This is a genomic window from Mycobacterium sp. IDUB_9 (assembly GCF_055419505.1).
On record NZ_JBVAXU010000004.1, the window covers coordinates 428,054 to 448,094 of the forward strand.

At 65.4% G+C, this 20,041-nt stretch carries 14 protein-coding genes; 8 read left to right on the forward strand and 6 right to left on the reverse strand.

Features of this window, described 5'->3' with window-relative positions; all coding sequences use genetic code 11:
* Window positions 1–571: 571 nt before the first annotated feature.
* Window positions 572–1,798 carry a hypothetical protein gene (locus ACZY08_RS20150; protein ID WP_463746379.1) on the reverse strand — a complete coding sequence of 409 codons (1,227 nt, stop codon included), beginning with the start codon at window positions 1,796–1,798 and terminating at the stop codon, window positions 572–574.
* Between the two features lie 283 nt (window positions 1,799–2,081).
* On the opposite strand from ACZY08_RS20150, the gene ACZY08_RS20155 reads away from it, so the two are divergent.
* Complete coding sequence (locus ACZY08_RS20155) at window positions 2,082–3,962, forward strand: ABC transporter family substrate-binding protein (RefSeq protein WP_463746576.1); 1,881 nt, start codon at window positions 2,082–2,084, stop codon at window positions 3,960–3,962.
* A 50-nt stretch (window positions 3,963–4,012) separates the two neighbouring features.
* Here ACZY08_RS20155 and ACZY08_RS20160 read toward each other — a convergent pair whose 3' ends face one another.
* From ACZY08_RS20160 to ACZY08_RS20170, 3 genes are all read right to left on the reverse strand, one after another.
* Window positions 4,013–5,257: a hypothetical protein gene (locus tag ACZY08_RS20160; RefSeq protein ID WP_463746380.1), complete on the reverse strand. Its 1,245-nt coding sequence runs from the start codon at window positions 5,255–5,257 to the stop codon at window positions 4,013–4,015.
* Between the two features lie 574 nt (window positions 5,258–5,831).
* On the reverse strand, window positions 5,832–7,142 hold the full coding sequence (locus ACZY08_RS20165; RefSeq protein ID WP_463746381.1) for a hypothetical protein: 1,311 nt from the start codon (window positions 7,140–7,142) through the stop codon (window positions 5,832–5,834).
* Between the two features lie 518 nt (window positions 7,143–7,660).
* Window positions 7,661–8,896 (reverse strand): chloride channel protein, encoded by a 1,236-nt coding sequence (locus ACZY08_RS20170; RefSeq protein ID WP_463746577.1) that lies wholly within the window; start codon window positions 8,894–8,896, stop codon window positions 7,661–7,663.
* A 79-nt stretch (window positions 8,897–8,975) separates the two neighbouring features.
* Here ACZY08_RS20170 and mshB point away from each other — a divergent pair, with 79 nt between their 5' ends.
* Both mshB and ACZY08_RS20180 read left to right on the forward strand, forming a co-directional pair.
* On the forward strand, window positions 8,976–9,833 hold the full coding sequence (gene mshB / locus ACZY08_RS20175; protein ID WP_463746382.1) for an N-acetyl-1-D-myo-inositol-2-amino-2-deoxy-alpha-D-glucopyranoside deacetylase: 858 nt from the start codon (window positions 8,976–8,978) through the stop codon (window positions 9,831–9,833).
* A gap of 110 nt (window positions 9,834–9,943) precedes the next feature.
* Window positions 9,944–10,366, forward strand: coding sequence for a hypothetical protein (locus ACZY08_RS20180; RefSeq protein ID WP_463746383.1), 423 nt, complete (start codon window positions 9,944–9,946; stop codon window positions 10,364–10,366).
* A gap of 1 nt (window position 10,367) precedes the next feature.
* Here the strand turns inward: ACZY08_RS20180 and ACZY08_RS20185 are convergent, their stop codons facing one another.
* On the reverse strand, window positions 10,368–11,879 hold the full coding sequence (locus ACZY08_RS20185) for a hypothetical protein (RefSeq protein ID WP_463746384.1): 1,512 nt from the start codon (window positions 11,877–11,879) through the stop codon (window positions 10,368–10,370).
* Between the two features lie 202 nt (window positions 11,880–12,081).
* Between ACZY08_RS20185 and ACZY08_RS20190 the strand changes: the two genes are divergently transcribed.
* The 3 genes from ACZY08_RS20190 (at window position 12,082) to ACZY08_RS20200 (ending at window position 16,283) form a co-directional block, all read left to right on the forward strand.
* The gene (locus ACZY08_RS20190; RefSeq protein ID WP_463746578.1) at window positions 12,082–14,673 is read left to right on the forward strand and encodes a bifunctional FO biosynthesis protein CofGH; all 2,592 of its coding nucleotides are present in this window, start codon (window positions 12,082–12,084) and stop codon (window positions 14,671–14,673) included.
* Window positions 14,674–14,927: 254 nt separating this feature from the next.
* Entirely contained in the window at window positions 14,928–15,476 is a 549-nt protein-coding gene (locus ACZY08_RS20195; protein ID WP_463746385.1) for a YceI family protein, read from the forward strand.
* 135 nt (window positions 15,477–15,611) lie between these two features.
* A complete protein-coding gene (locus ACZY08_RS20200) occupies window positions 15,612–16,283 on the forward strand; it encodes a helix-turn-helix transcriptional regulator (RefSeq protein WP_463746386.1) in 672 nt (223 codons plus the stop codon).
* Between the two features lie 17 nt (window positions 16,284–16,300).
* Here ACZY08_RS20200 and ACZY08_RS20205 read toward each other — a convergent pair whose 3' ends face one another.
* The gene (locus ACZY08_RS20205) at window positions 16,301–18,316 is read right to left on the reverse strand and encodes an FAD-dependent oxidoreductase (RefSeq protein WP_463746387.1); all 2,016 of its coding nucleotides are present in this window, start codon (window positions 18,314–18,316) and stop codon (window positions 16,301–16,303) included.
* Between the two features lie 265 nt (window positions 18,317–18,581).
* On the opposite strand from ACZY08_RS20205, the gene fdxA reads away from it, so the two are divergent.
* The gene (fdxA, locus tag ACZY08_RS20210) at window positions 18,582–18,905 is read left to right on the forward strand and encodes a ferredoxin (RefSeq protein ID WP_463746388.1); all 324 of its coding nucleotides are present in this window, start codon (window positions 18,582–18,584) and stop codon (window positions 18,903–18,905) included.
* Between the two features lie 29 nt (window positions 18,906–18,934).
* Window positions 18,935–20,035, forward strand: a complete 1,101-nt coding sequence (gene dapC, locus ACZY08_RS20215) for a succinyldiaminopimelate transaminase (RefSeq protein WP_463746389.1) — start codon at window positions 18,935–18,937, stop codon at window positions 20,033–20,035.
* Window positions 20,036–20,041 lie beyond the last annotated feature (6 nt).

Below are 20,041 nucleotides of genomic sequence, written 5' to 3' on the forward strand. Positions count from 1 at the left end.
TGCAGAAAACCGCTGAGTAAGAATTTCTCAGGTAAATTTCAGTAGTTGCATACGCAACTACCTCGGAATTGGTGAAGTTTGCTGGCAACCGAACTTTGTGTTGCCTTGTGCAATAGAATGCCGTGGATATCGGTGTTGTCGATGTAGCTGATGGGAATCTGCGTATTCAAATATCTTTGATGCCCGACGCGCTGCCCGACGTGGCGAGGGCTGCTGGACCGTCGAATGCCCTGCGAAAATTCATGTTTCGTCCCTGGCGGGCGACGGCGCGGCCATCACCGCTCGGTAGCGCGGCGCGATCACACTTGCGCCGCATTTGCGGCGTTTTGCCAGAACTCTCCGCGATGCCAACTAGTAATGCTGGGCAGCAACCGGATGCGATCTGGGGGTCAGGGTGTCGTAATCGGGCCGTTATTGGTGTCGGGTGGCGGCAGGATTTCGCGAAAAAATTCGCAGAGGATTCGCGCTCGCGGCGGCCGGGTCGCCGGGACGCAATCTCAATGCTGTTGCGCTCGAGAACCGCAGAAGGCGCCCTCAACCCGGTTGAGGGCGCCTTGTGCGGTTCAGTCGTTCAGTTCGCGGCGCTCCCTGAATCGGAGCTCGGCTTCTTGCCTTTCTTTCCGCTCAGGCCCTGGGCGGCTTTCTTGATCCCGTCGGTGGCGCTCTTGATTCCGGCGCCGACGTTCTTGGCAGACTCACGCACGCTGTCGCTGGCCGCGGTACGCCCGTTGGCCCGAATGGCCTTGGCTGTCGGTGCTGTCTTGGTGTCAACCGTTACGGCGCCCGGCTTTTCCTTTGGTGCAGAGGCAGATTCGTCAGCCTGCAGCGTCGACGCGTCAGACGTATCGTCGGCCGCAGGCGCCACCTCCTGAACCGCCTCGGTGTCTGTCGAGGTATTGCCCGTGATGCTTGCGTTGCGGTTCACCGCAGGCGCCTTGGCCACGTCCAAAGTGTCCTCCGGAGCCTCCAGCGGTGGCGCACCGAGAGCTTCGGCAATCGTCTGGCGGGCAAGCACCAGGTTCTTGAACACCCCGTTGATCAAGCCGGGGGTATCGCCTCCTGCCGCGAGGTCACCGACGAGAAGGGCGGTGGCGATGTTGGCCGGTGCGGCGAAGATCGCGTTCGCCACTGCGGTCGGATCGCCTGAGCCTGCTGCGTCGACGATGTTCTGGACGGAGGCTGCAGCGGTGCGGACAGTGCTGCTCACGGTTTCGAACGCGTCGAGGCCCAGCCCAAGGGCCATTATCGGGACGGCGGCGGCGACATTGGCGATGTTCTGTGCGATCGCGCCGGGGATCTGCAGGGAAGCCATGAACGGGGTGACAACCAGCTGCACGGAATTCTCCACGAAACTCCACAGCGTCAGGATCGCCGCCTCAGGGTCGCCCGCCCTCAGCTGCGTGGCTGCTGTACCGATGGTCCCGGGTATGTTCGCCAAGATCTGCAGGGTGTTGGCTGCTCCGTAGGTGACGCCGATCGCGAGGTAGTTCAGGTAGGCGAACTGATTGGCGCGTAGTTGATTCAAAATCGGCGTGGGGTTGGTCACGGTCGGCACAAGGGCGTCGGACAGGTATGCCCCCGTGTAGATGATCAAGTTCTGCCACGCTTCGAGGGTGGATTGCGTGTCGAGGGTCTGCAGGGCCTCGGGAACTGCCGCTGACGTGAGTTGAACCGACGAGAACTCGATCGAGTGCTCCGCGGCGTGCGGCGGGGGCGCGGCTATCGGGGTGACGGCGATGACGCCGGCGCCTGCTATCGCGATGCCCGCCGTTATATAAGGCCGTAGTGCAAGTAGCAACGGGGTCTCCTTGGTGAGATGTGACGTCGGTCACTCCGGCCGACGAGCAGACGCTATCTGAGAATCGCCTGAGATGGATGTAAAACTGCTACGTGTCCGTCAATTCTCAAAGTTTCGCGCATCGGGGTGTCGGATATGGCCTGCTGATGTCCCATAAATGGATGGCCTCGGTGGTACTTGCGGTTTGGATCACTTGTATCCATTTGGTCAATTTCGGTAGCTGCCGGGCGCTTTGCCGAACAGTGCCGGTGCGCGACGGGAGCGCCTTGAGCCGGTCGATACGCTGAGTGGCGTGCCGACACCCCTCCGCCGCGCCCGCCTGACGATCGGGGCGCTCATTTCGGTGCCGGCGCTCCTGTTCAGCGGCTGCACGGTCAGCCCGCCGCCGGCCCCGCAGAGCACCGAGACGACTGAGACGACGCCGCCACCTCCCTTGAAGGCGACGCAGATCATCATGGCGATCGATTCGATCGGTCCGGGGTTCAACCCGCACCTGCTGTCGGACCAGTCCCCGGTGAACGCGGCCGTCGCCTCGATGGTGCTGCCGAGTTCGTTCCGGCCCGTCCCCGACCCGAAGTCCCCGACGGGTTCGCACTGGGAGCTCGATACGACTCTGCTCGAATCGGCCGAGGTCACCAACCAGAACCCGTTCACCGTCACCTACAAGATCCGTCCGGAAGCGCAATGGACCGACAATGCGCCCATCGCCGCCGACGACTACTGGTACCTGTGGCGCCAGATGGTCAGCCAGCCAGGCGTCGTCGACCCGGCCGGTTATGACCTGATCACCGGTGTGCAATCGGTGGAGGGCGGCAAGCAGGCGGTGGTCACCTTCTCCCAGCCCTATCCGGCGTGGCGGGAACTGTTCAATGACATCCTCCCGGCCCACATCATCAAAGATGTCCCCGGTGGCTTCGGCGCCGGCCTGGCTCGGGCAATGCCGGTAACCGGTGGCCAATTCCGGGTGGAAAGCATTGACCCACAACGCGATGAGATCCTGTTGGCGCGCAATGACCGGTACTGGAGTGTGCCGGCCAAGCCCGACCTGGTGTTGTTCCGCCGGGGTGGGGCCCCGGCGGCGCTCGCCGACTCGATCCGCAACGGCGACACCCAGGTGGCCCAGGTGCACGGTGGCGCAGCCACTTTCGCGCAGTTGAGTGCCATTCCGGATGTTCGCACTGCCAGGATCGTGACCCCGCGGGTGATGCAGATGACCCTGCGTGGCGGGCAGCCGAACCTGGCGGAAGCTCAGGTGCGCAAGGCGATCCTGGGCTTGATCGATGTCGACCTGCTGGCCTCGGTGGGAGCGGGCGATGACAACACCGTGACGCTGGCGCAGGCCCAGGTGCGCTCTCCATCGGATCCCGGCTACGTCCCTACCGCACCGCCGGCGATGTCACGGGAGGCCGCGCTGGACCTATTGCGCGGAGCCGGCTATCAGATCGAGCCGGCGGCCGAGCCGCCTGCACCGGGTGCACCGCCTTCGCCTGACAACGGCAGACAGCGCATCACCAAAGACGGCGCCGCGTTGTCCTTGGTGCTCGGCGTGGCATCCAACGATCCGACTTCGGTGGCCGTAGCCAACACCGCGGCCGATCAGCTGCGCAACGTCGGTATCGACGCCTCGGTGCTGGCCCTGGATCCGGTTGCGCTCTACGGCGATGCGTTGACGAACAACCGCATCGACGCTGTCGTCGGGTGGCATCAGGCCGGGGGAGACCTGGCCACCAGCCTGGCTTCGCGCTACGGCTGCCGGGCGTTGGAGGCGACCTCCGTTTCGACCGCTGTTCCCGGTATCGCGCCGTCGCCGACGCCGAAGTCCACCACTACTGTCGCGCCCCCCACGCCGGCCACCACGCCGACAACCACGCAGCCCATACCGGCTCCGGATTCAGGCGAGCTGGTGCAGGCGCCCAGCAATATCACCGGGATCTGTGATCACACTATTCAGCCGAAAATCGATGCGGCACTAGATGGTTCGCAGAATATTGCCGAGGTGATCCAAGCTGTCGAGCCCCGGCTGTGGAACATGTCGACGGTTCTTCCGATCCTGCAGGACACGACGATCGTCGCCGCCGGACCGAGTGTGCAGAACGTCAGTCTCACGGGCGCCGTCCCCGTCGGGATTGTCGGCGACGCCGGCGGCTGGACGAAGGGCCGGTAGACGGACAGTGGGCCCCCTCGGCACGAGGAGGCCCACTGATCGGTGGTGAATCAGGCTGCGCCGCTTGAGCTTGCACCCGAGCCTGACGAGGATGACGCTCCGCCGGACTTGCCCGCAGTGTGCTTGCCTGCCTTGGCGCTCTTGCCGCTGAGCCCCTCAGTGGCCTTCTTCAGCCCGTCGGTGACGTTCTTGACGGATCCCTGAATGCCCTCGCGGACCTGTTTGGCCGACGCGGACCGCTTGGTCGACACGGCCTTGCCGGGCTCTGCCTTGAGGCTGTCCTTCACCACCGGCGTGGTGACACTGGACGATGGACTCGTCGCAGCGGCGGAAACGTCGGCGGCAGTTTCGGTTTCGGCGGGTGCAGCCTCAACCGGGGTGGCGTCAGGTGCCGGTGAAACGGCGGCAGCCTTCGGGCTGACATCCAGTGTCACGACCTTCGCCGCAGACCTCAGAGGCGTGTCCGCGACCGTGCGCGCCTCCTCGGGCGCCGGCGGAGTTATTGCGGCAGCGATCATCTCGCGGGCCTGCCGCAGCGTGGTCAGAAGACCGAGGCTGGGGCCGAACACGCCGCCGCCGAGTGCGTCACCGTTGAGGAATGCATCCCCGATCACGGCAGGACCGCTGAGCATCGCGTTGACGACGCCCAGCGGATCGCCCGCCGTGGCAGAGTCAACGATCTCCTGACCGACGTTTCCGGCCACCGTGAACGTCCGGTAAACCACGTTGATCAGTCCGAGGGCGGGCAATGCCACGATCGCCGGGTTGCTCAGCACATTGGCCAGGTTCTGCACCGGCTGCCTGATGGCGTTGATGGCAGGTTCGAGCAACGGAAGAGCGGCGCCTGCGACAGGGGTGAGGAATGCGCTCCAGAGGTTGGACACCGCGCCGTTGATGTTGCCCGCGAGGAGATCGGTGAGAGAGGCCTGCAGCAGGGACGGAATGCTCCACGGGTTCGACGGGTCCAGCGCATTGCCCAGTGCGGTGGCAGAACCCTCCAAGGCGGTGAAGAGCGAACCCGCGGTGGTGAGCTGATTCGTGATCACCTGTAGCAGGACAGGTGCGGGATCGGTCACCTCCTTGCCGATCAGGGCCGACACGTTGGCGAGGGTGTTCGCGAACAGATCCGCGTAGGCCTGGATCGGATCGGTTGCTGCCGACAGGTTCACCTCAGCCGACGAAACCGCTGGAACCGTGATGTCGGGCATCGGCGGAGCGACCGGACTCATCGCGATGGCACTGGCTCCGAACAACGCGACGCCAGCGGCGAGATAGGGACGAGCTGCGACTTGCATTGCTTCTCCTCTAGATGGATCCAATCCCCGACGACGCTGAAGCTACCTGAGAGTAACTTTACAAATTCGCGATTTTGAAAAGTTGCCGCCGCACGGTCCGCGGCGGCTAACGAGGTCATGAGCAACGTCAACTAGCTGCTAGAGCATGGTGATTAGATGATCTTGAAAATGACTCGAGCCACAATCCGGCGATGTCGTCGGCAGCTGCAGTCAACGGCCGTTGAATATATCTGGTTCGCTGATTCTGCTGCGCGGTGGTGAAAGTCAGGCGAAACACCGCTCATATTCTTGATCTTGCTGTTTGCGTAGTCGGCCGTTCCACGCGCAAAATGACGGCCGTCTCCCGGGCTCTCGCGCAGGACCGGGGCCGGCAGCCTCACACGCTGCAGACCCTCCGCTGAGTTCGCCACGTCATTGCTGGGGCAATCAAAAGTCGGAGGTCGTCACTTTGCGTCGATGCGGGTCTGGGGCACCGCTGCGGCATGGACATCTGAGTGGAGGCTGAGAATCTCCAAAGAAGCGGAAGGCCCTCTCCATCGTGTCGATGGAGAGGGCCTTCCGGTGTTGCTGCGGGCTACTTGTCGGAGCTCTTGTCGGAGCTCTTGGCGGAGTCGCTGGAGGACCCGGCCTTCTTTTCCGCGCTCTTCTTGGGGCCTGCCTTGTCCTTCTTCAGGCCGTCGGTCAGCTTCTTGACGGCCGACTTGACCTGGGTGCGGACGGACTTGGCGGAGTCCGCCTTCGGCTGTCCCTTGGCAGCCTTCGGCGCCTTGGTCGACAACTTGGTGACGGCGGGGGTCGTGTCGTCGCCGGCAGCGGCGTCCGAGGCGTCGGCCTTCGGTGCAACCGCGCCATCAGTGGCACCAGAGGCGTTGTCCGCTTTGGTAACTGGAGCGGCTTCCGGTTGCTCCGCCTTCAGCGTCGAGACTTCGATCGCCGCGGGTGCCGGGGCGACCAGTGCCTTGGTGGTGAGGACCTCGGTCGGAGGGGTGAACGGCTTGGGCTTGATCTGCTTGAGGGCGTTCACGAAGGAGTCCTCGATGTAGTTGCCCATGGAGATCGTCGCGTCGGTTTGGAAGACCACGCTTGTGGCGAAGTCGGCGATGCTGTGTTGGACGGCGTTGATCATCTTGACCGGATCGCCGGTAGCGACGGCATTCGCCACATCCTGAGCTCCGACGAGAGCCTGCTTCAGAATGGCTCGCGGCTGACCGTCGAGGTCGTACCCGACGCCGATTGTGGAAGCGGCCAGTCCGATGACTGCGCCGAGTGCGGCCTCGGACGTGGCATCGATGAGGGGCTGCGGAATGTTGAGCACATGCCCGATGGCGTTGATCTCCGGGGTCACCCCAAATATCAAAATGTTGATGATGGGTTGCATCCCATCCTGCACCAGGCCGTCGAGGGCGCCGCCGGCGTCACCGGCGGCGATCTTCGCGAACGCGGCCTCCAGCCCGGCGGGCAGGCCGGCGGCCAAGTCACCGAGAGCTTCACTGATCGCGGTCCCGGCCGCAGACGTGGTTTCGCCGAGCGCGGCAAGATTCGGTCCGAAGTTCTGGGCCGCGATGACTCCGCCGGCGAGAACCTGGGCGATCTGCCAAGCCGGGGGCGTGCTCATGAACGCCTGGTAGCCGCCGACCGCGTTGTCGATGAGCTGGAGCGGGATCGGGGCCGGATTGGTGGTCTGGCGTTCGATGATGTTGCTGATCATTGTCTGCGTGGCGGCCGCCACCGGCTCGAAGACAGTCAGTGGGTTGTCCACGGCGGCGGTCAGGGCGACGGGTACATGCACCGGGGGGGCGGACGGAGCCATCGGACTGACTGCGATGGCGCTGGCACCCACGAGTGCCACGCCCGCGGCCAGGTATGACCGGGAAGCGAATTGCATTGGATCTCCTTACGGGAGCGTAACTAACGTCGGCGCAGAAGTTACCTCACAGTAAGTTCGGTTGTCTGCAAATTTTCTTAACCAATTTTCAGCTCATCGGAACCCGTGTGCCGTCCCGCAAATGAACGCGGGGTATCTGGGATATTGCTGGTAGTCCCTATTTCCCGAGGTCGCGTCCCATGGTTGCGATACCCGGTGTAGCGATATTGCGGCGAATGTGGTGCCGTCTACAGCAAACTTATGACAGGGCCTGCCTACTGATTGCCAGCGAAGCATTCGACGGTGGGCGCGGCTAGGTTACCCAGCGGTAATGTCGCCTGGACGTCGGCTGTGAAGTTAGCGCGCACACAGTGGACATTCCAGTGTGATCTGTAAAACGCAGGCGGTCTCCATGTGACGCCGGACGCTAATGGGACCACCGGTCTCGGTATTCGCAGCGTGCTTGCGTCGGCAACTAAGTGGCAGTCTCAGTCAGTTTCAAGAACGACGGATTTCGTTGCGAGGTTTGCCCGGTCTGGTTAGTCGACCATTACGTTGTGGCGCCGCTGGACGAGCGATTGGAGTCCGTGTGCGGCCAGCGCCGCCGCGAGGAAGGGCAGCAGTACCCAGTACGGCGGCCGCGCCAGTTCCCACACGAACAGTGCAGCCCAGATCGGCGCGCGCTGTGTCACTGCGAGCACTCCGGCGGCACAGGTCAATGACACGGCGGCAACGCTCACCGTCTGTTCGGTCCAGGTGTTGATCGTGAGGGCGATCAGGGAACCGAGGGCGGCGCCGGTCGCCAACGCCGGCGTGAGCATGCCGCCCACCGCGCCGGCGCGCAGAAAGACCGCCGTCAGGATCGGCTTCAGCAGCAGTATCGCCGCCGCCGCGCCTACCGTCAGGGCACTGTTCAGGCTGACCGTGAGGATGCTCTTGCCGTTGCCCGGCAGCTCCGGCAACCACACCGAACCCAGGCCCACCAGCAGACCCGCCGCGGCAACGCCGGGAATGACGAGCCACGACGTGACCGGAACAGCGGGCCGCGCCATGGCCATGATCCGGTTGAACGCCGCCCCCACCGCGAATGCCAGCGGCGCCAGCACCAAGGCGAAGGCCGTGAGTAGATACGACAGTTCGGGTTGCGGCCAATCGAGCGGCGCCCGCACATGTGTCACCGGTGAAGCCACCGCGACGGCGAGCGCCGAGGTGATCAATGCGGCGCCGACGGCTCGCGGGTGCCACGTGTGCATCATGATCCGGATCGCGAACAACGCTCCGCCGACCGGGACGCTGTACACCGCTCCGAGTCCGGCACCCGCTGCGCAGGCGAGCAGAATCTCGCGGTCACGAGGCGTCAGCGCCCACCGTGAAGTTCCGACGTCACCGAGCACCGCGGCAACCTGACGGGGCGCGCCCTCGCGGCCCAGGGACGCACCTGCGCCGACGATCAGAACCTGCAGCGCGGCATCGAGCGTCATCGCAACCCGAGGGATGGGCCGGTGATTGGCGATGGTCGAGGCCAGTCCGGGGACCGCGTAATGCTTGCGCAGGATCCACCAGCCGAACCCGGCCAATGCCCCACCGATCGTCGGTCCGACCGTTCGTCGCACCGGACTGCTGCCGGTGACACCGTCGAGCAGCGAACCGAACGTGAAGTCATAGGTGAGGTGTTCGACGAAGTGCAGGAGGACCGTCGTCGCCATCCCGGCGAGGCCGGCCAACAACCCGATCACGATGATGCTGCAGCCGAACTCAAGCTCGCGCCGGGTCACTTGAGTGAATGTAGGCGCGGACGTGCGGCGGTGCGCGTCTTTCTGCGCGGCCAACGGTGCCTCGCTATCGTCGATCACGATGCCCAGCGAAATGCCCCGCCTCTTGTTCGTTCATGCCCATCCGGACGACGAAACCCTCACCACCGGCGCCACGATCGCGCACTATGCGGCGTGCGGTGCCGACGTCCGTGTGGTGACGTGCACCCTCGGAGAGGAAGGAGAGGTCATCGGCGACCGCTACGGCCGGCTGGCCGCCGACTACGCCGATCAACTCGGTGGATACCGGATCGGCGAGCTGACCGAGGCCCTGAGCGCGCTCGGCATCGGCGCACCGCAGTTTCTCGGCGGCCCGGGTCGATGGCGGGACTCGGGCATGGAGGGTTCACCCGCACGCAAGCAACAGCGCTTCATCGACGCCGACTTCGACGAAGCGGTAAGCGAACTCGTTCGGATCATCGACGACCAGCGACCGCACGTCGTCGTCACCTATGACCCCGACGGCGGGTATGGACACCCCGACCACAAACAGGCCCACCGCGTCACCACCGCGGCCGTCGCGGCAGCCGGATGGACCGTGCCCAAGTTCTATTGGACGGTCATGGCCAGCACCGCGATGCGGGCCGGCCTCCAGAGCCTGCACGACGTGCCAGAGGAGTGGATCCGGATCGATGTCGGGGATGTTCCCTTCGGGTACGCCGACGACCAGATCGATGCCGTCATCGACGCGACGGCCCAGTTGCCCGCCAAGGTCGCGGCGATGCGCGCACACGCGACGCAGGTCACCGTCGCTGCCGATGGGGGTGGATTCGCGCTGTCCAACAACCTCGCCCTGCCGCTGCTCGGTGAGGAGCACTACGTGCTGGTGTCGGGTAATGCGGGGGAGCGGGACGAGCGTGGATGGGAAACCGACCTGCTGGCCGGACTGAATCTGCAATAGCCAAAACCGGACGAGGTAAGCTCGCCACTCAGAAGCGTCGAAGGGACATTCATGGACCCCGATCTGGATCCGAATCTGCAGCACTGGCAGGACCGTTTTGACAACTACCAGTGGGTAGTGGGCTCGATGGTCGGACTGCTCGACAGCATTCCCACCTGACCCCGCCCTCGGACCTTGTGCTGGGCCGTATCGTCCTGGCACTGCTCGCGGTTGACGGCATCATCTCCGCCGTCGTAGGCGCACTTCTGTTGCCTACATATATCGGACCGGTCCCGTTCCCGGTGAGCGCGCTGGCGGCCGGAGCGGTCAACACCGCGCTCGTTTGGGCGGCCATGCATTGGACCGACTCCATGCGGATGGCGGCGCTGCCACTGTGGACCTGGCTGGCCACCGTCGTCGCGATGACCTTCGGCGGACCGGGCGGAGACCTCATCTTCGCCGGCCCAGGACTGATGGCCTTCAGCTCGCTGATATTCATCGCCGCCGGTGCGCTACCACCGGTGGCGATGCTGCGATGGCGGCACCGCCGCTGAGCTACTTCTTGCCGTCCTTGTTCGACTTGCCCTTGTCGTCGGAGCCCTTGGACTGCTTGGAAGCCTTCGGCTTCGAATCCGTGGCTGACGCCGTCTTTTCCTTCTTTGCCTTCGGCTTCGGCGCGACGTTCTTGACGGCGGTCCGCACCGCGTCACGAGTGTCGTCGCCGACCTTCTTCGCGGCATCGACCGCACCCTGGACCCGGGTCTGAACCCGCGACTGCACGTCTGTCGCCTTGTCGGCTGTCTTGGTCTCGATGTTGCGGTTGACGACCGGACTCGTCAGCTTCGGCGTCGTGCCCTTCGCCTGATCAACCGGGTCCTGCAGCGACGCGCGCACCGACGTCGGAACGTCCGTCACCTCGTCGGTGCTCGTCTCGGTCGCCGCGAATCCGGGCGTGAAGTAGTTGATCTGGTCGTCGACGTAGTTGCCCACGGCGTTGAGCGCGTTGCTGCCGTGCGAGCTGAAGCTGTCGCCGACGAAGCGGGCTTCGGTGCCTGCGGCCTCGAGTACCCCCTGGCCGTCCTTCAACACATCGTTGAGGTAGCGGTCCGGTACCTGGATCAGGTCGGTGGTCAGGCCGATGCCCTGGCTCGACAACGCACTGACCAGGTCGTAGTTGATGTCGAGCTGCCGGCTGAGGAAGTTCAGGCGCAACGAATCGAGCACATTGTCAGCCCCGTTGACCGCGAAGCTGGTCGCGTTGTGCACGACGTTGTAGGCGCCGTTGATGGTGTTCACCGCGGCATCGGTCACGAAATCCGCGGGTGGCAACACGACATCGCCGACGAGTCCGCGCAGGCCGGGGAAGAGGGCCCCGGGTGCGGCCAGTCCGGCCGACAGGTCCTGGGTAGCGGCCAAGGTGTTGAAGGGCCAGCCCGGCGGCGGGCCGGGCAACGGGGGGAAGACCCAACCGAAGAAGTAGTTGAACTCCTGAACGCCGAAGTCGACGCCGGCATTGATCGCGGCGCCGACCGTGTCGACGAAGCCGTTCCACCACACACCGAGGTTCAGCGGATCATTGACGACCGGAACCAGCCAGTTGTAGAAGTAGCCGTCGGCGATCGGCCTGATCAGGTCGTAGTAGAAGATATCGATCTGGGCGCCGATCAATCCGGCGAAGGGCACTCCCCAGCCGCCCACCCAGTAGGCGAGGTCGGACGCGTAGTTCACGCCCCAGTCGACCCAGCTCTGGATGCCTTGGTAGGCCCAGATCAGGCCGTCACTGGCCGCATTCTGGACGCTGACGTCACCGGTCGTCGCGGCGGCAGGAGCCACTCCCAGCGCGGGGGCGCCGGGCTGGGTGGGCACCTTGGGCGCTACCGCGGCGGTCATCCGGCTCGCGGCGGCCAGCAGATCGACCATCGCCTGCGTCAGCTGCGGCTCGGTCGATGTCGGGTGCGCAGGGACGGCGATGTCAGCCGGGGCCGCTTGTACCGGGGCGAGTGCGATGGCCGTGGCGGTGGCTGCGGCGGCTCCCGCCACGAGATACGAACGAACACTTGCAGACATCACGACTCCTCCGGTATCCCCTTCCCGACGGAATTAACTTACGTGGTCGACGACCCGTTCGTCGCTCCTTTAAGTTGTGTGTCCAGTAAGGGCCTCGCATTGCGGTGACATGCACGGTCTACTGTGGCCGGTATGTCGGGCGCATCGGTTTCAGAATGTGAGACGCGTGGATGATCGTGCACAACGGCGGGGTTACACGGAAGTGGCTCTGAACTCCCAGCACGGCGCCGATCTGCCCACTCCGGCCGTCCCACCGGTATCCCCGGTGCCCAGCGCGTCTACTACATCGGGGGCCTTACGGCGGGTGCTGCGGAGGGCCCGCGACGGCGTGACCCTCAACGTCGACGAGGCTGCCATCGCGATGACGGCCCGGGGCGAGGATCTGGCCGATCTGTGTGCCAGCGCCGCCCGGGTCCGCGACGCGGGCCTGGAATCGGCGGGACGGCGCGGGGCCAATGGCCGGCTCCCGGTCACTTACTCGCGCAAGGTCTTCATCCCTGTCACGCACCTGTGCCGCGACACGTGCCATTACTGCACCTTCGTGACCGTGCCCGGCAAGCTGCGCGCCCAGGGCATGGGCATGTACATGGAGCCCGACGAGATTCTCGACGTAGCTCGCCGCGGTGCCGAGTTGGGCTGCAAGGAGGCGTTGTTCACCTTGGGGGACCGCCCAGAGGATCGCTGGGACGAGGCGCGGCAGTGGCTCGACGAGCGCGGCTACGACTCCACGCTGGACTACGTCCGGGCTATGGCCATTCGCGTGCTCGAGGAGACCGGCCTGCTGCCGCATCTGAATCCGGGCGTGATGAGCTGGTCGGAGCTGTCTCGCCTGAAGCCCGTCGCCCCGTCGATGGGCATGATGCTGGAGACCACGTCCCGGCGCCTGTTCGAGAACAAGGGCGAGGCCCATTACGGCAGCCCCGACAAGGATCCGGCGGTGCGGCTGCGCACCCTGGACGACGCCGGCCGGCTGTCCGTCCCCTTCACCACCGGCCTGCTGGTCGGCATCGGCGAGACCCTGACCGAGCGTGCCGAGACCATGCACGCAATCCGCAAGTCCCACAAAGAGTTCGGGCACGTTCAGGAAGTGATCGTGCAGAACTTCCGGGCAAAGGATCACACCGCGATGGCGTCGACACCCGATGCCGGTATCGACGACTTCATCGCGACGATCGCGGTGACGCGCCTGGTGTTGGGCCCGAAGATGCGCATCCAGGCGCCGCCGAACCTGGTGTCCCGCGATGAATGCCTGGCGCTCATCGGTGCCGGCGTCGACGACTGGGGCGGCGTGTCACCGCTGACCCCCGATCACGTCAACCCCGAACGGCCCTGGCCCGCCCTGGACGATCTGGCCGGCGTCACCTCCGCCGCCGGTTACGACCTGGTGCAGCGGCTCACCGCGCAACCGCAGTACGTGCAGGCCGGCGCGGCCTGGATCGATCCACGCGTGCGCGGGCACGTCGATGCGCTGGCTGATCCCGACACCGGATTCGCCCTTGACGTCAATCCGGTCGGCCGCCCATGGCAGGAGCCTGACGAAGCATCAGAGTCCTTGGGCCGGACCGATCTGCACTCCGCGATCGACTCCGAAGGCAGGCTCACCGAGACCCGCAGCGACCTGGACAGCGCGTTCGGCGACTGGGAGTCGATCCGCGCCAAGGTGCACGAGCTGGCCGCCCGCGCCCCCGAACGCGTCGACACCGATGTACTGGCCGCCTTGCGGTCGGCCGAGCGCAATCCGGGCGGCTGCAGCGACGACGAGTACCTCGCACTGGCCACCGCGGATGGTCCGGCGCTGGAAGCCGTTACCGCACTGGCAGATTCGCTGCGCCGCGATGTCGTCGGCGATGACGTCACCTACGTCGTCAACCGCAACATCAACTTCACCAACATCTGCTACACCGGCTGCCGGTTCTGCGCCTTCGCGCAGCGCAAGGGCGACGCCGACGCCTACTCGCTGTCCACCGGCGAGGTGGCCGACCGAGCCTGGGAGGCGCACGTCGCCGGTGCCACCGAAGTCTGCATGCAGGGCGGCATCGACCCCGAATTGCCGGTGACCGGCTATGCCGATCTGGTGCGAGCCGTCAAGGCGCGCGTGCCGTCGATGCACGTGCACGCGTTCTCGCCCATGGAGATCGCCAACGGCGTCACCCGCAGCGGCTTGTCGGTGCGGGAATGGCTGACCTCGCTGCGCGAGGCGGGGCTGGGGTCGATTCCCGGCACGGCCGCCGAGATCCTCGACGACGAGGTGCGCTGGGTCCTGACCAAGGGCAAGCTGCCGACCTCGGAGTGGATCAACGTCGTGACGACCGCGCACGAGGTGGGTCTGCGCTCGTCGTCGACGATGATGTACGGCCACGTCGACACTCCCAAGCACTGGGTCGGCCACCTCAATGTGCTCCGCGGCATCCAGGACCAGACCGGTGGATTCACCGAGTTCGTGCCGTTGCCGTTCGTGCACCAGTCCTCGCCGCTGTACCTGGCCGGCGGTTCCCGTCCCGGGCCGACACACCGCGACAATCGGGCGGTGCACGCACTGGCCCGGATCATGCTGCACGGTCGGATCCCGTCGATTCAGACGTCGTGGGTGAAGCTCGGCATCGAACGCACCCAGGTGATGCTGCGTGGCGGTGCGAACGATCTGGGCGGCACTTTGATGGAGGAGACCATCTCCCGGATGGCCGGCTCCGAGAACGGGTCGGCCAAGACGGTGGCCGAACTCGTCGCGATCGCCGAGGGGATCGGCCGCCCCGCCCGTCAACGCACCACGGATTATTCGCCGCTCGCTGCCTGATTGCACCGCGAGCGTGCGTGTCTGTAGGTGGGCGCGCCGCTGAACGTCAACATTTTCCCACGCACGTGCACGCTCGCGCTTGCCTGAGCGTGCCCGAACTGCGGGGGATTTTGTGGCGTGCCGGGCAGCAGACACGCACGCTCGGCGAGAAAAGACAGAAGAATTCTGAAATTCGGGAATGGAATCGGACTGCAGTCCGGTTGTCTCCAGTGAAGGTGCCGGATCGACCGGGCCGGACAACCCAAGGAGACACCATGACCGCAGCAGTAGCCACCGACCTGACCGCAGGCACCTGGGCCATCGACCCGGTGCACTCATCGATCAACTTCTCGGTCCGTCACCTCATGGTGAGCAAGGTTCGCGGCAGCTTTGAGACGTTCAGCGGCGCCGTCACCGTCGCAGAGGACGGCACCCCGTCGGTCAGTGCCACCATCGACGTCAACTCCATCGACACCCGCAACGAGCAGCGTGACGCGCACGTGCGCTCCGCAGACTTCTTCGACGCCGACAACCACCCGACCGCTACTTTCGTCTCCACCGGCGTGCGGCCTGATGGGGACGACTACATCGTCGACGGCGACTTCACCCTCAAGGGTGTGACCAAGCCGGTTTCCCTCAAGCTCGAGTACAACGGCGTGAACCCCGGCATGGGCCAGGGCGCAGTCGCCGGCTTCGAGGCCTCGGTCGTGCTGAACCGCAAGGACTTCGGTATCGACATCGACATGCCCTTGGAGACCGGCGGCACCGTCGTCGGCGACAAGGTCACCATCACGCTCGAAATCGAAGCTCTCAAACAGGCCTGATCTGCTGATCGACCCGCCTTGTCACGCTGGAGTGGCTCTCGGACGCGAGAGCCACTCCAGCGTGACGTTGGTGGGAATCGTCGCGTACTGGTGAGCCCCAGTTTTCACAAACGAATCTTGTATAAACTGCAAAATGTGACCGCGTCAGGGCAGAACGGGCCGTTGGGCTCGCCGGGCGGGGCAGCCAACGCGCCCCGTGGACGACGCCGCGACGTCCTGGCGGTGTTGCGCGACGCTGATGCACCGATGAGCATCGCGGCCATCGCAGAACAACTCGATGTGCACCCGAACACCGTGCGATTCCACCTCGACGCCCTGCTCGAGCAGGAACAGGTCCGCCGCGTCGCCGGGGCGCATGACAAGCCCGGGCGCCCACCGCAGCTGTTCGCCGCCGTTGGGGGCATGGACCCCGGCGGTCCGCGGCACTACCGGTTGCTCGCGGAGGCATTGGCCGAATCGGTCGCGGCGGAGGCGGTGCCGGGTGCGGACACCAGTGCAGCGGGGCGCAGGATGGGTGCGCGGTTGGCGGCTGACCGATCGGATGCGGCCGACCGAACCGCGGTGGAGAAGTTGACGGGCCTGTTGGACGACCTCGGCTTCGCCCCCGAGTCCGATGCCGCAGGCAACGAAATCACGTTGCGGCACTGTCCATTTCTGGAGATTGCGCGGGAGCGGCCAGAGGTGATCTGCCCGATCCATCTCGGACTGATGCAGGGTGCGATGACGGCCTGGGATGCGCCGGTCACGGTCGACCGCTTGCGACCGTTCGTGGAATCCGACCGGTGCGTCGCGCAACTGAGCGGCTGAACAGCTCCTAGATGTACCTAGAGCGCGGCGGCCAGCTCAGTGCCCTGTTTGATCGCACGTTTCGCATCGAGTTCGCTTGCCACGGCAGCGCCTCCGATGATGTGGGGCTCGATCCCGTTGCGCCGCAGGTCCACTTCGAGATCGCGCACAGATTCCTGCCCGGCGCAGATCACCACGTTGTCGACCGGGAGCACCCGCCGGTCTCGACGCTCGGATCCGAAGCTGATGTGCAGACCGTCATCGTCGATGAGCTCGTAGTTCACTCCGGAAAGCTGATGCACCCCTTTGGCTTTCAAAGACGCCCGATGCACCCAGCCGCTGGTCTTGCCGAGGGTTCGGCCCTGTGGGCCTTTGGTGCGCTGCAGCAGATACACCTCGCGGACGGCGGGCGCCGGCAGCGCAGTGGTGAGTGCGCCGCGTGCGTCCTGGGGGTCGGCCACACCCCACTCGGCCTTCCACTCCTTGAGGTTCAGTGTCGGCGACTGGTCGGTCGTCAGGAATTCGCTGACATCAAAGCCGATTCCGCCGGCGCCGATCACCGCCACCGACTTGCCCACGGGCGCTCCGGTGATGGCCTGGGCGTAGGTGAGAACCTTCGGATGATCGATGCCGGGAATTGAGGGAAGCCGCGGCATCACCCCGCTGGCGAGCACCACGTCGTCGAAGCCGGCCAGGTCGTCGACCCCGGCTCGAGTCTCCAGGCGCACGTCGACCTCGAACTTGTCGAGCATCGTCGTGTAGTAGCGGATGGTTTCGTTGAACTCTTCCTTGCCGGGAATCCTTCTGGCCAGGTCGAATTGGCCACCGATCGCCGATCCCGCCTCGAACAGCGTGACCCGGTGGCCACGCTGGGCGGCGTTGACCGCTGCGGACAGCCCGGCTGGGCCGGCCCCGACGACGGCCACGGAACGGGCCCAACGTGTCGGGCTGAGCACCAGCGACGTCTCCCGCCCGGCCCTGGGGTTCAGCAGGCACGAAACCTTCTTGTGGACAAAGGCGTGGTCGAGGCAGGCCTGATTGCAGGCGATGCAGGTGTTGATCTCATCGGCACGCTCTTCGGCCGCCTTGAGTACCCAGTCCGGATCGCTGAGTAGGGGCCGTGCCATCGAGATCAACTGCACGTGCGTCTCGGCCAGGATCTGTTCGGCGGGTTGCGGCATGTTGATCCGGTTGGATGCGACCACCGGGATGGAGACGTGCTCGGCCACGGCACTGCTGACATCGACGAACGCGCTGTTGGGTACCGAGGTGACGATCGTCGGTATCCGGGCCTCGTGCCAGCCGAAGCCCGAGTTCAGGATCGTCGCTCCGGCAGCCTCGACTTCCTTTGCCAGGGCCACGATTTCGTCCCACGTCTGTCCGTCCTCGACGTAGTCGGCCAGCGACATGCGGTAGCAGATGATGAAATCGGTGCCCACCGCCTCACGCACCTTTCGCACGATCTCGACCGGGAAGCGGCGACGCTTCTCCGGGGTGCCTCCCCATGCGTCGGTGCGTTTGTTGGTGCGTGGGGCCAGGAACTGGTTGAGCAGGTAGCCCTCGCTGCCCATGATCTCGACGCCGTCATACCCGGCCTCGCGTGCCAGTAGAGCGCAACGGACGAAATCGTCGATGGTGCCTTGGACATCGCGCAGCGCCCGCGGCCGGAAGGGGTTGATGGGGGCCTTGATCGCGGACGCGCTCACCGAAAGTGGGTGGTAGGCATAGCGTCCGGCGTGCAGGATCTGCAGCAGGATCTTGCCGTCCGCGTCGTGCACCGCGCCGGTGATTCGGCGATGACGCCGCGCTTCCGAGGACGACACCAGTTGTGAGGCGAACGGCAGCAGCCAGCCGGTCTTGTTCGGTGCGTAGCCGCCGGTGATGATCAGCCCGACACCGCCGCGGGCGCGCTCGGCGAAGTACTCGGCCAGCTTGGCGGTGTCACCGGCGCGATCCTCGAGGCCGGTGTGCATCGAGCCCATCACCACGCGGTTGCGCAGCGTGGTGAAGCCGAGGTCCAACGGCGACAACAGGTGCGGATAGGTCAACCCCATGTCCGCAGAGTAGGTGGGACCGACGGTCCTAGGCAACTAATTGACTGATATGGGGCGACTCGAAAGATTCGGTCGGGCGGGATAGGCGGGGTGTATCTGCAACGTTTAGTATCAGTTACTACGCGCGCCACCCTTGACCGGATGGCGCGTGAAGTTAGGGCACACTGAGACGAGCGTCCAAGTATGGGCAACGCATACTGTGACGTCGAACTCATCAGAGTCCCGACCACCGAGCCCAGCAGCCCACTGGACAGGAGAGACATCAGTGACGTACGTCATTGCCGAACCCTGCGTCGACGTCAAAGACAAGGCATGTATCGAAGAATGCCCGGTCGATTGCATTTACGAGGGTGCACGCATGCTGTACATCCACCCCGACGAGTGTGTGGACTGCGGCGCGTGTGAACCGGTCTGCCCGGTCGAGGCCATCTACTACGAAGATGACGTCCCGGACCAGTGGAGCAGCTACACGCAGGTCAATGCGGACTTCTTCGACGAGCTGGGCTCGCCCGGCGGCGCCTCCAAAGTCGGCCAGACCGACAACGATCCGCAGGCGATCAAGGACCTTCCGGCCAAGGCCGAGGACTGAGCACAGTCGAATCCGGCTTCGAGACTGACGTGGTGCGACAGCGTCGTTCGGCGGCACTGCCAGAGTTCCCGTGGGACACCCTGGCCGACGTCACGGCTCTGGCCAGATCGCACCCCGACGGAATCGTCGACCTTTCGGTAGGTACTCCGGTAGACCCGGTGGCGCCGGTGATCCGGGACGCGCTGGCCGCCGCCAGTTCCGCCCCGGGTTATCCGACGACGGCGGGAACCCCGGCACTGCGCGCCTCAGCCGAAGCCGCGCTGCGACGCCGGTACGGCATCAGCGACCTGGCGCCGGATGCGGTGCTGCCGGTGATCGGCACCAAGGAGCTGATCGCCTGGCTGCCGACGCTGCTGGCGATCGGCCCCGGCGATGCCGTCGTCGTCCCCGAGCTGGCCTACCCGACCTATGAGGTCGGTGCTCTGCTGGCCGGGGCGCAGGTGCTGCGCGCCGATTCACTGACCCAGCTGGGTCCGCAGCGTCCGGCGCTGATCTATCTCAACTCGCCCAGTAATCCCACCGGGAAGGTGCTCCCGCTGGACCACCTGCGCAAGGTGGTGTCCTGGGCTCGCGACCGCGGCGTGCTCATCGCCTCCGACGAGTGCTACTTGGGCCTGAGCTGGGAAGCCGAACCGCTCAGCGTCCTGCATCCGTCGGTCTGCGACGGTGACCACACCGGTCTGCTGGCCGTGCATTCGTTGTCCAAGACCTCCTCGCTGGCCGGCTACCGCGCGGGCTTCGTCGCCGGTGACCCAGCCGTGGTCGCCGAACTGCTCGCGGTTCGCAAGCACGCGGGGATGATGGTGCCGACGCCGGTGCAGGCCGCGATGGTGGCCGCACTCGACGACGACGAGCACGAAGCCGTACAACGCGAGCGGTACGCGCAGCGTCGGGCGGTTCTCCTGCCGGCACTGCAGGCGGCCGGGTTCACCATCGAGCATTCCGAAGCCGGCCTGTACCTGTGGGCCACCCGCGGTGAGGCCTGCCGAGACACGGTCAGGTGGTTGGCCGAGCGCGGGATCCTCGTCGCGCCGGGCGAGTTCTACGGTCCGGCCGGGGCGCAGCACGTGCGGGTGGCGTTGACCTCGACGGACGAACGTATCGCCGCTGCCGTCGCGCGGTTGTCCTGATCCCCA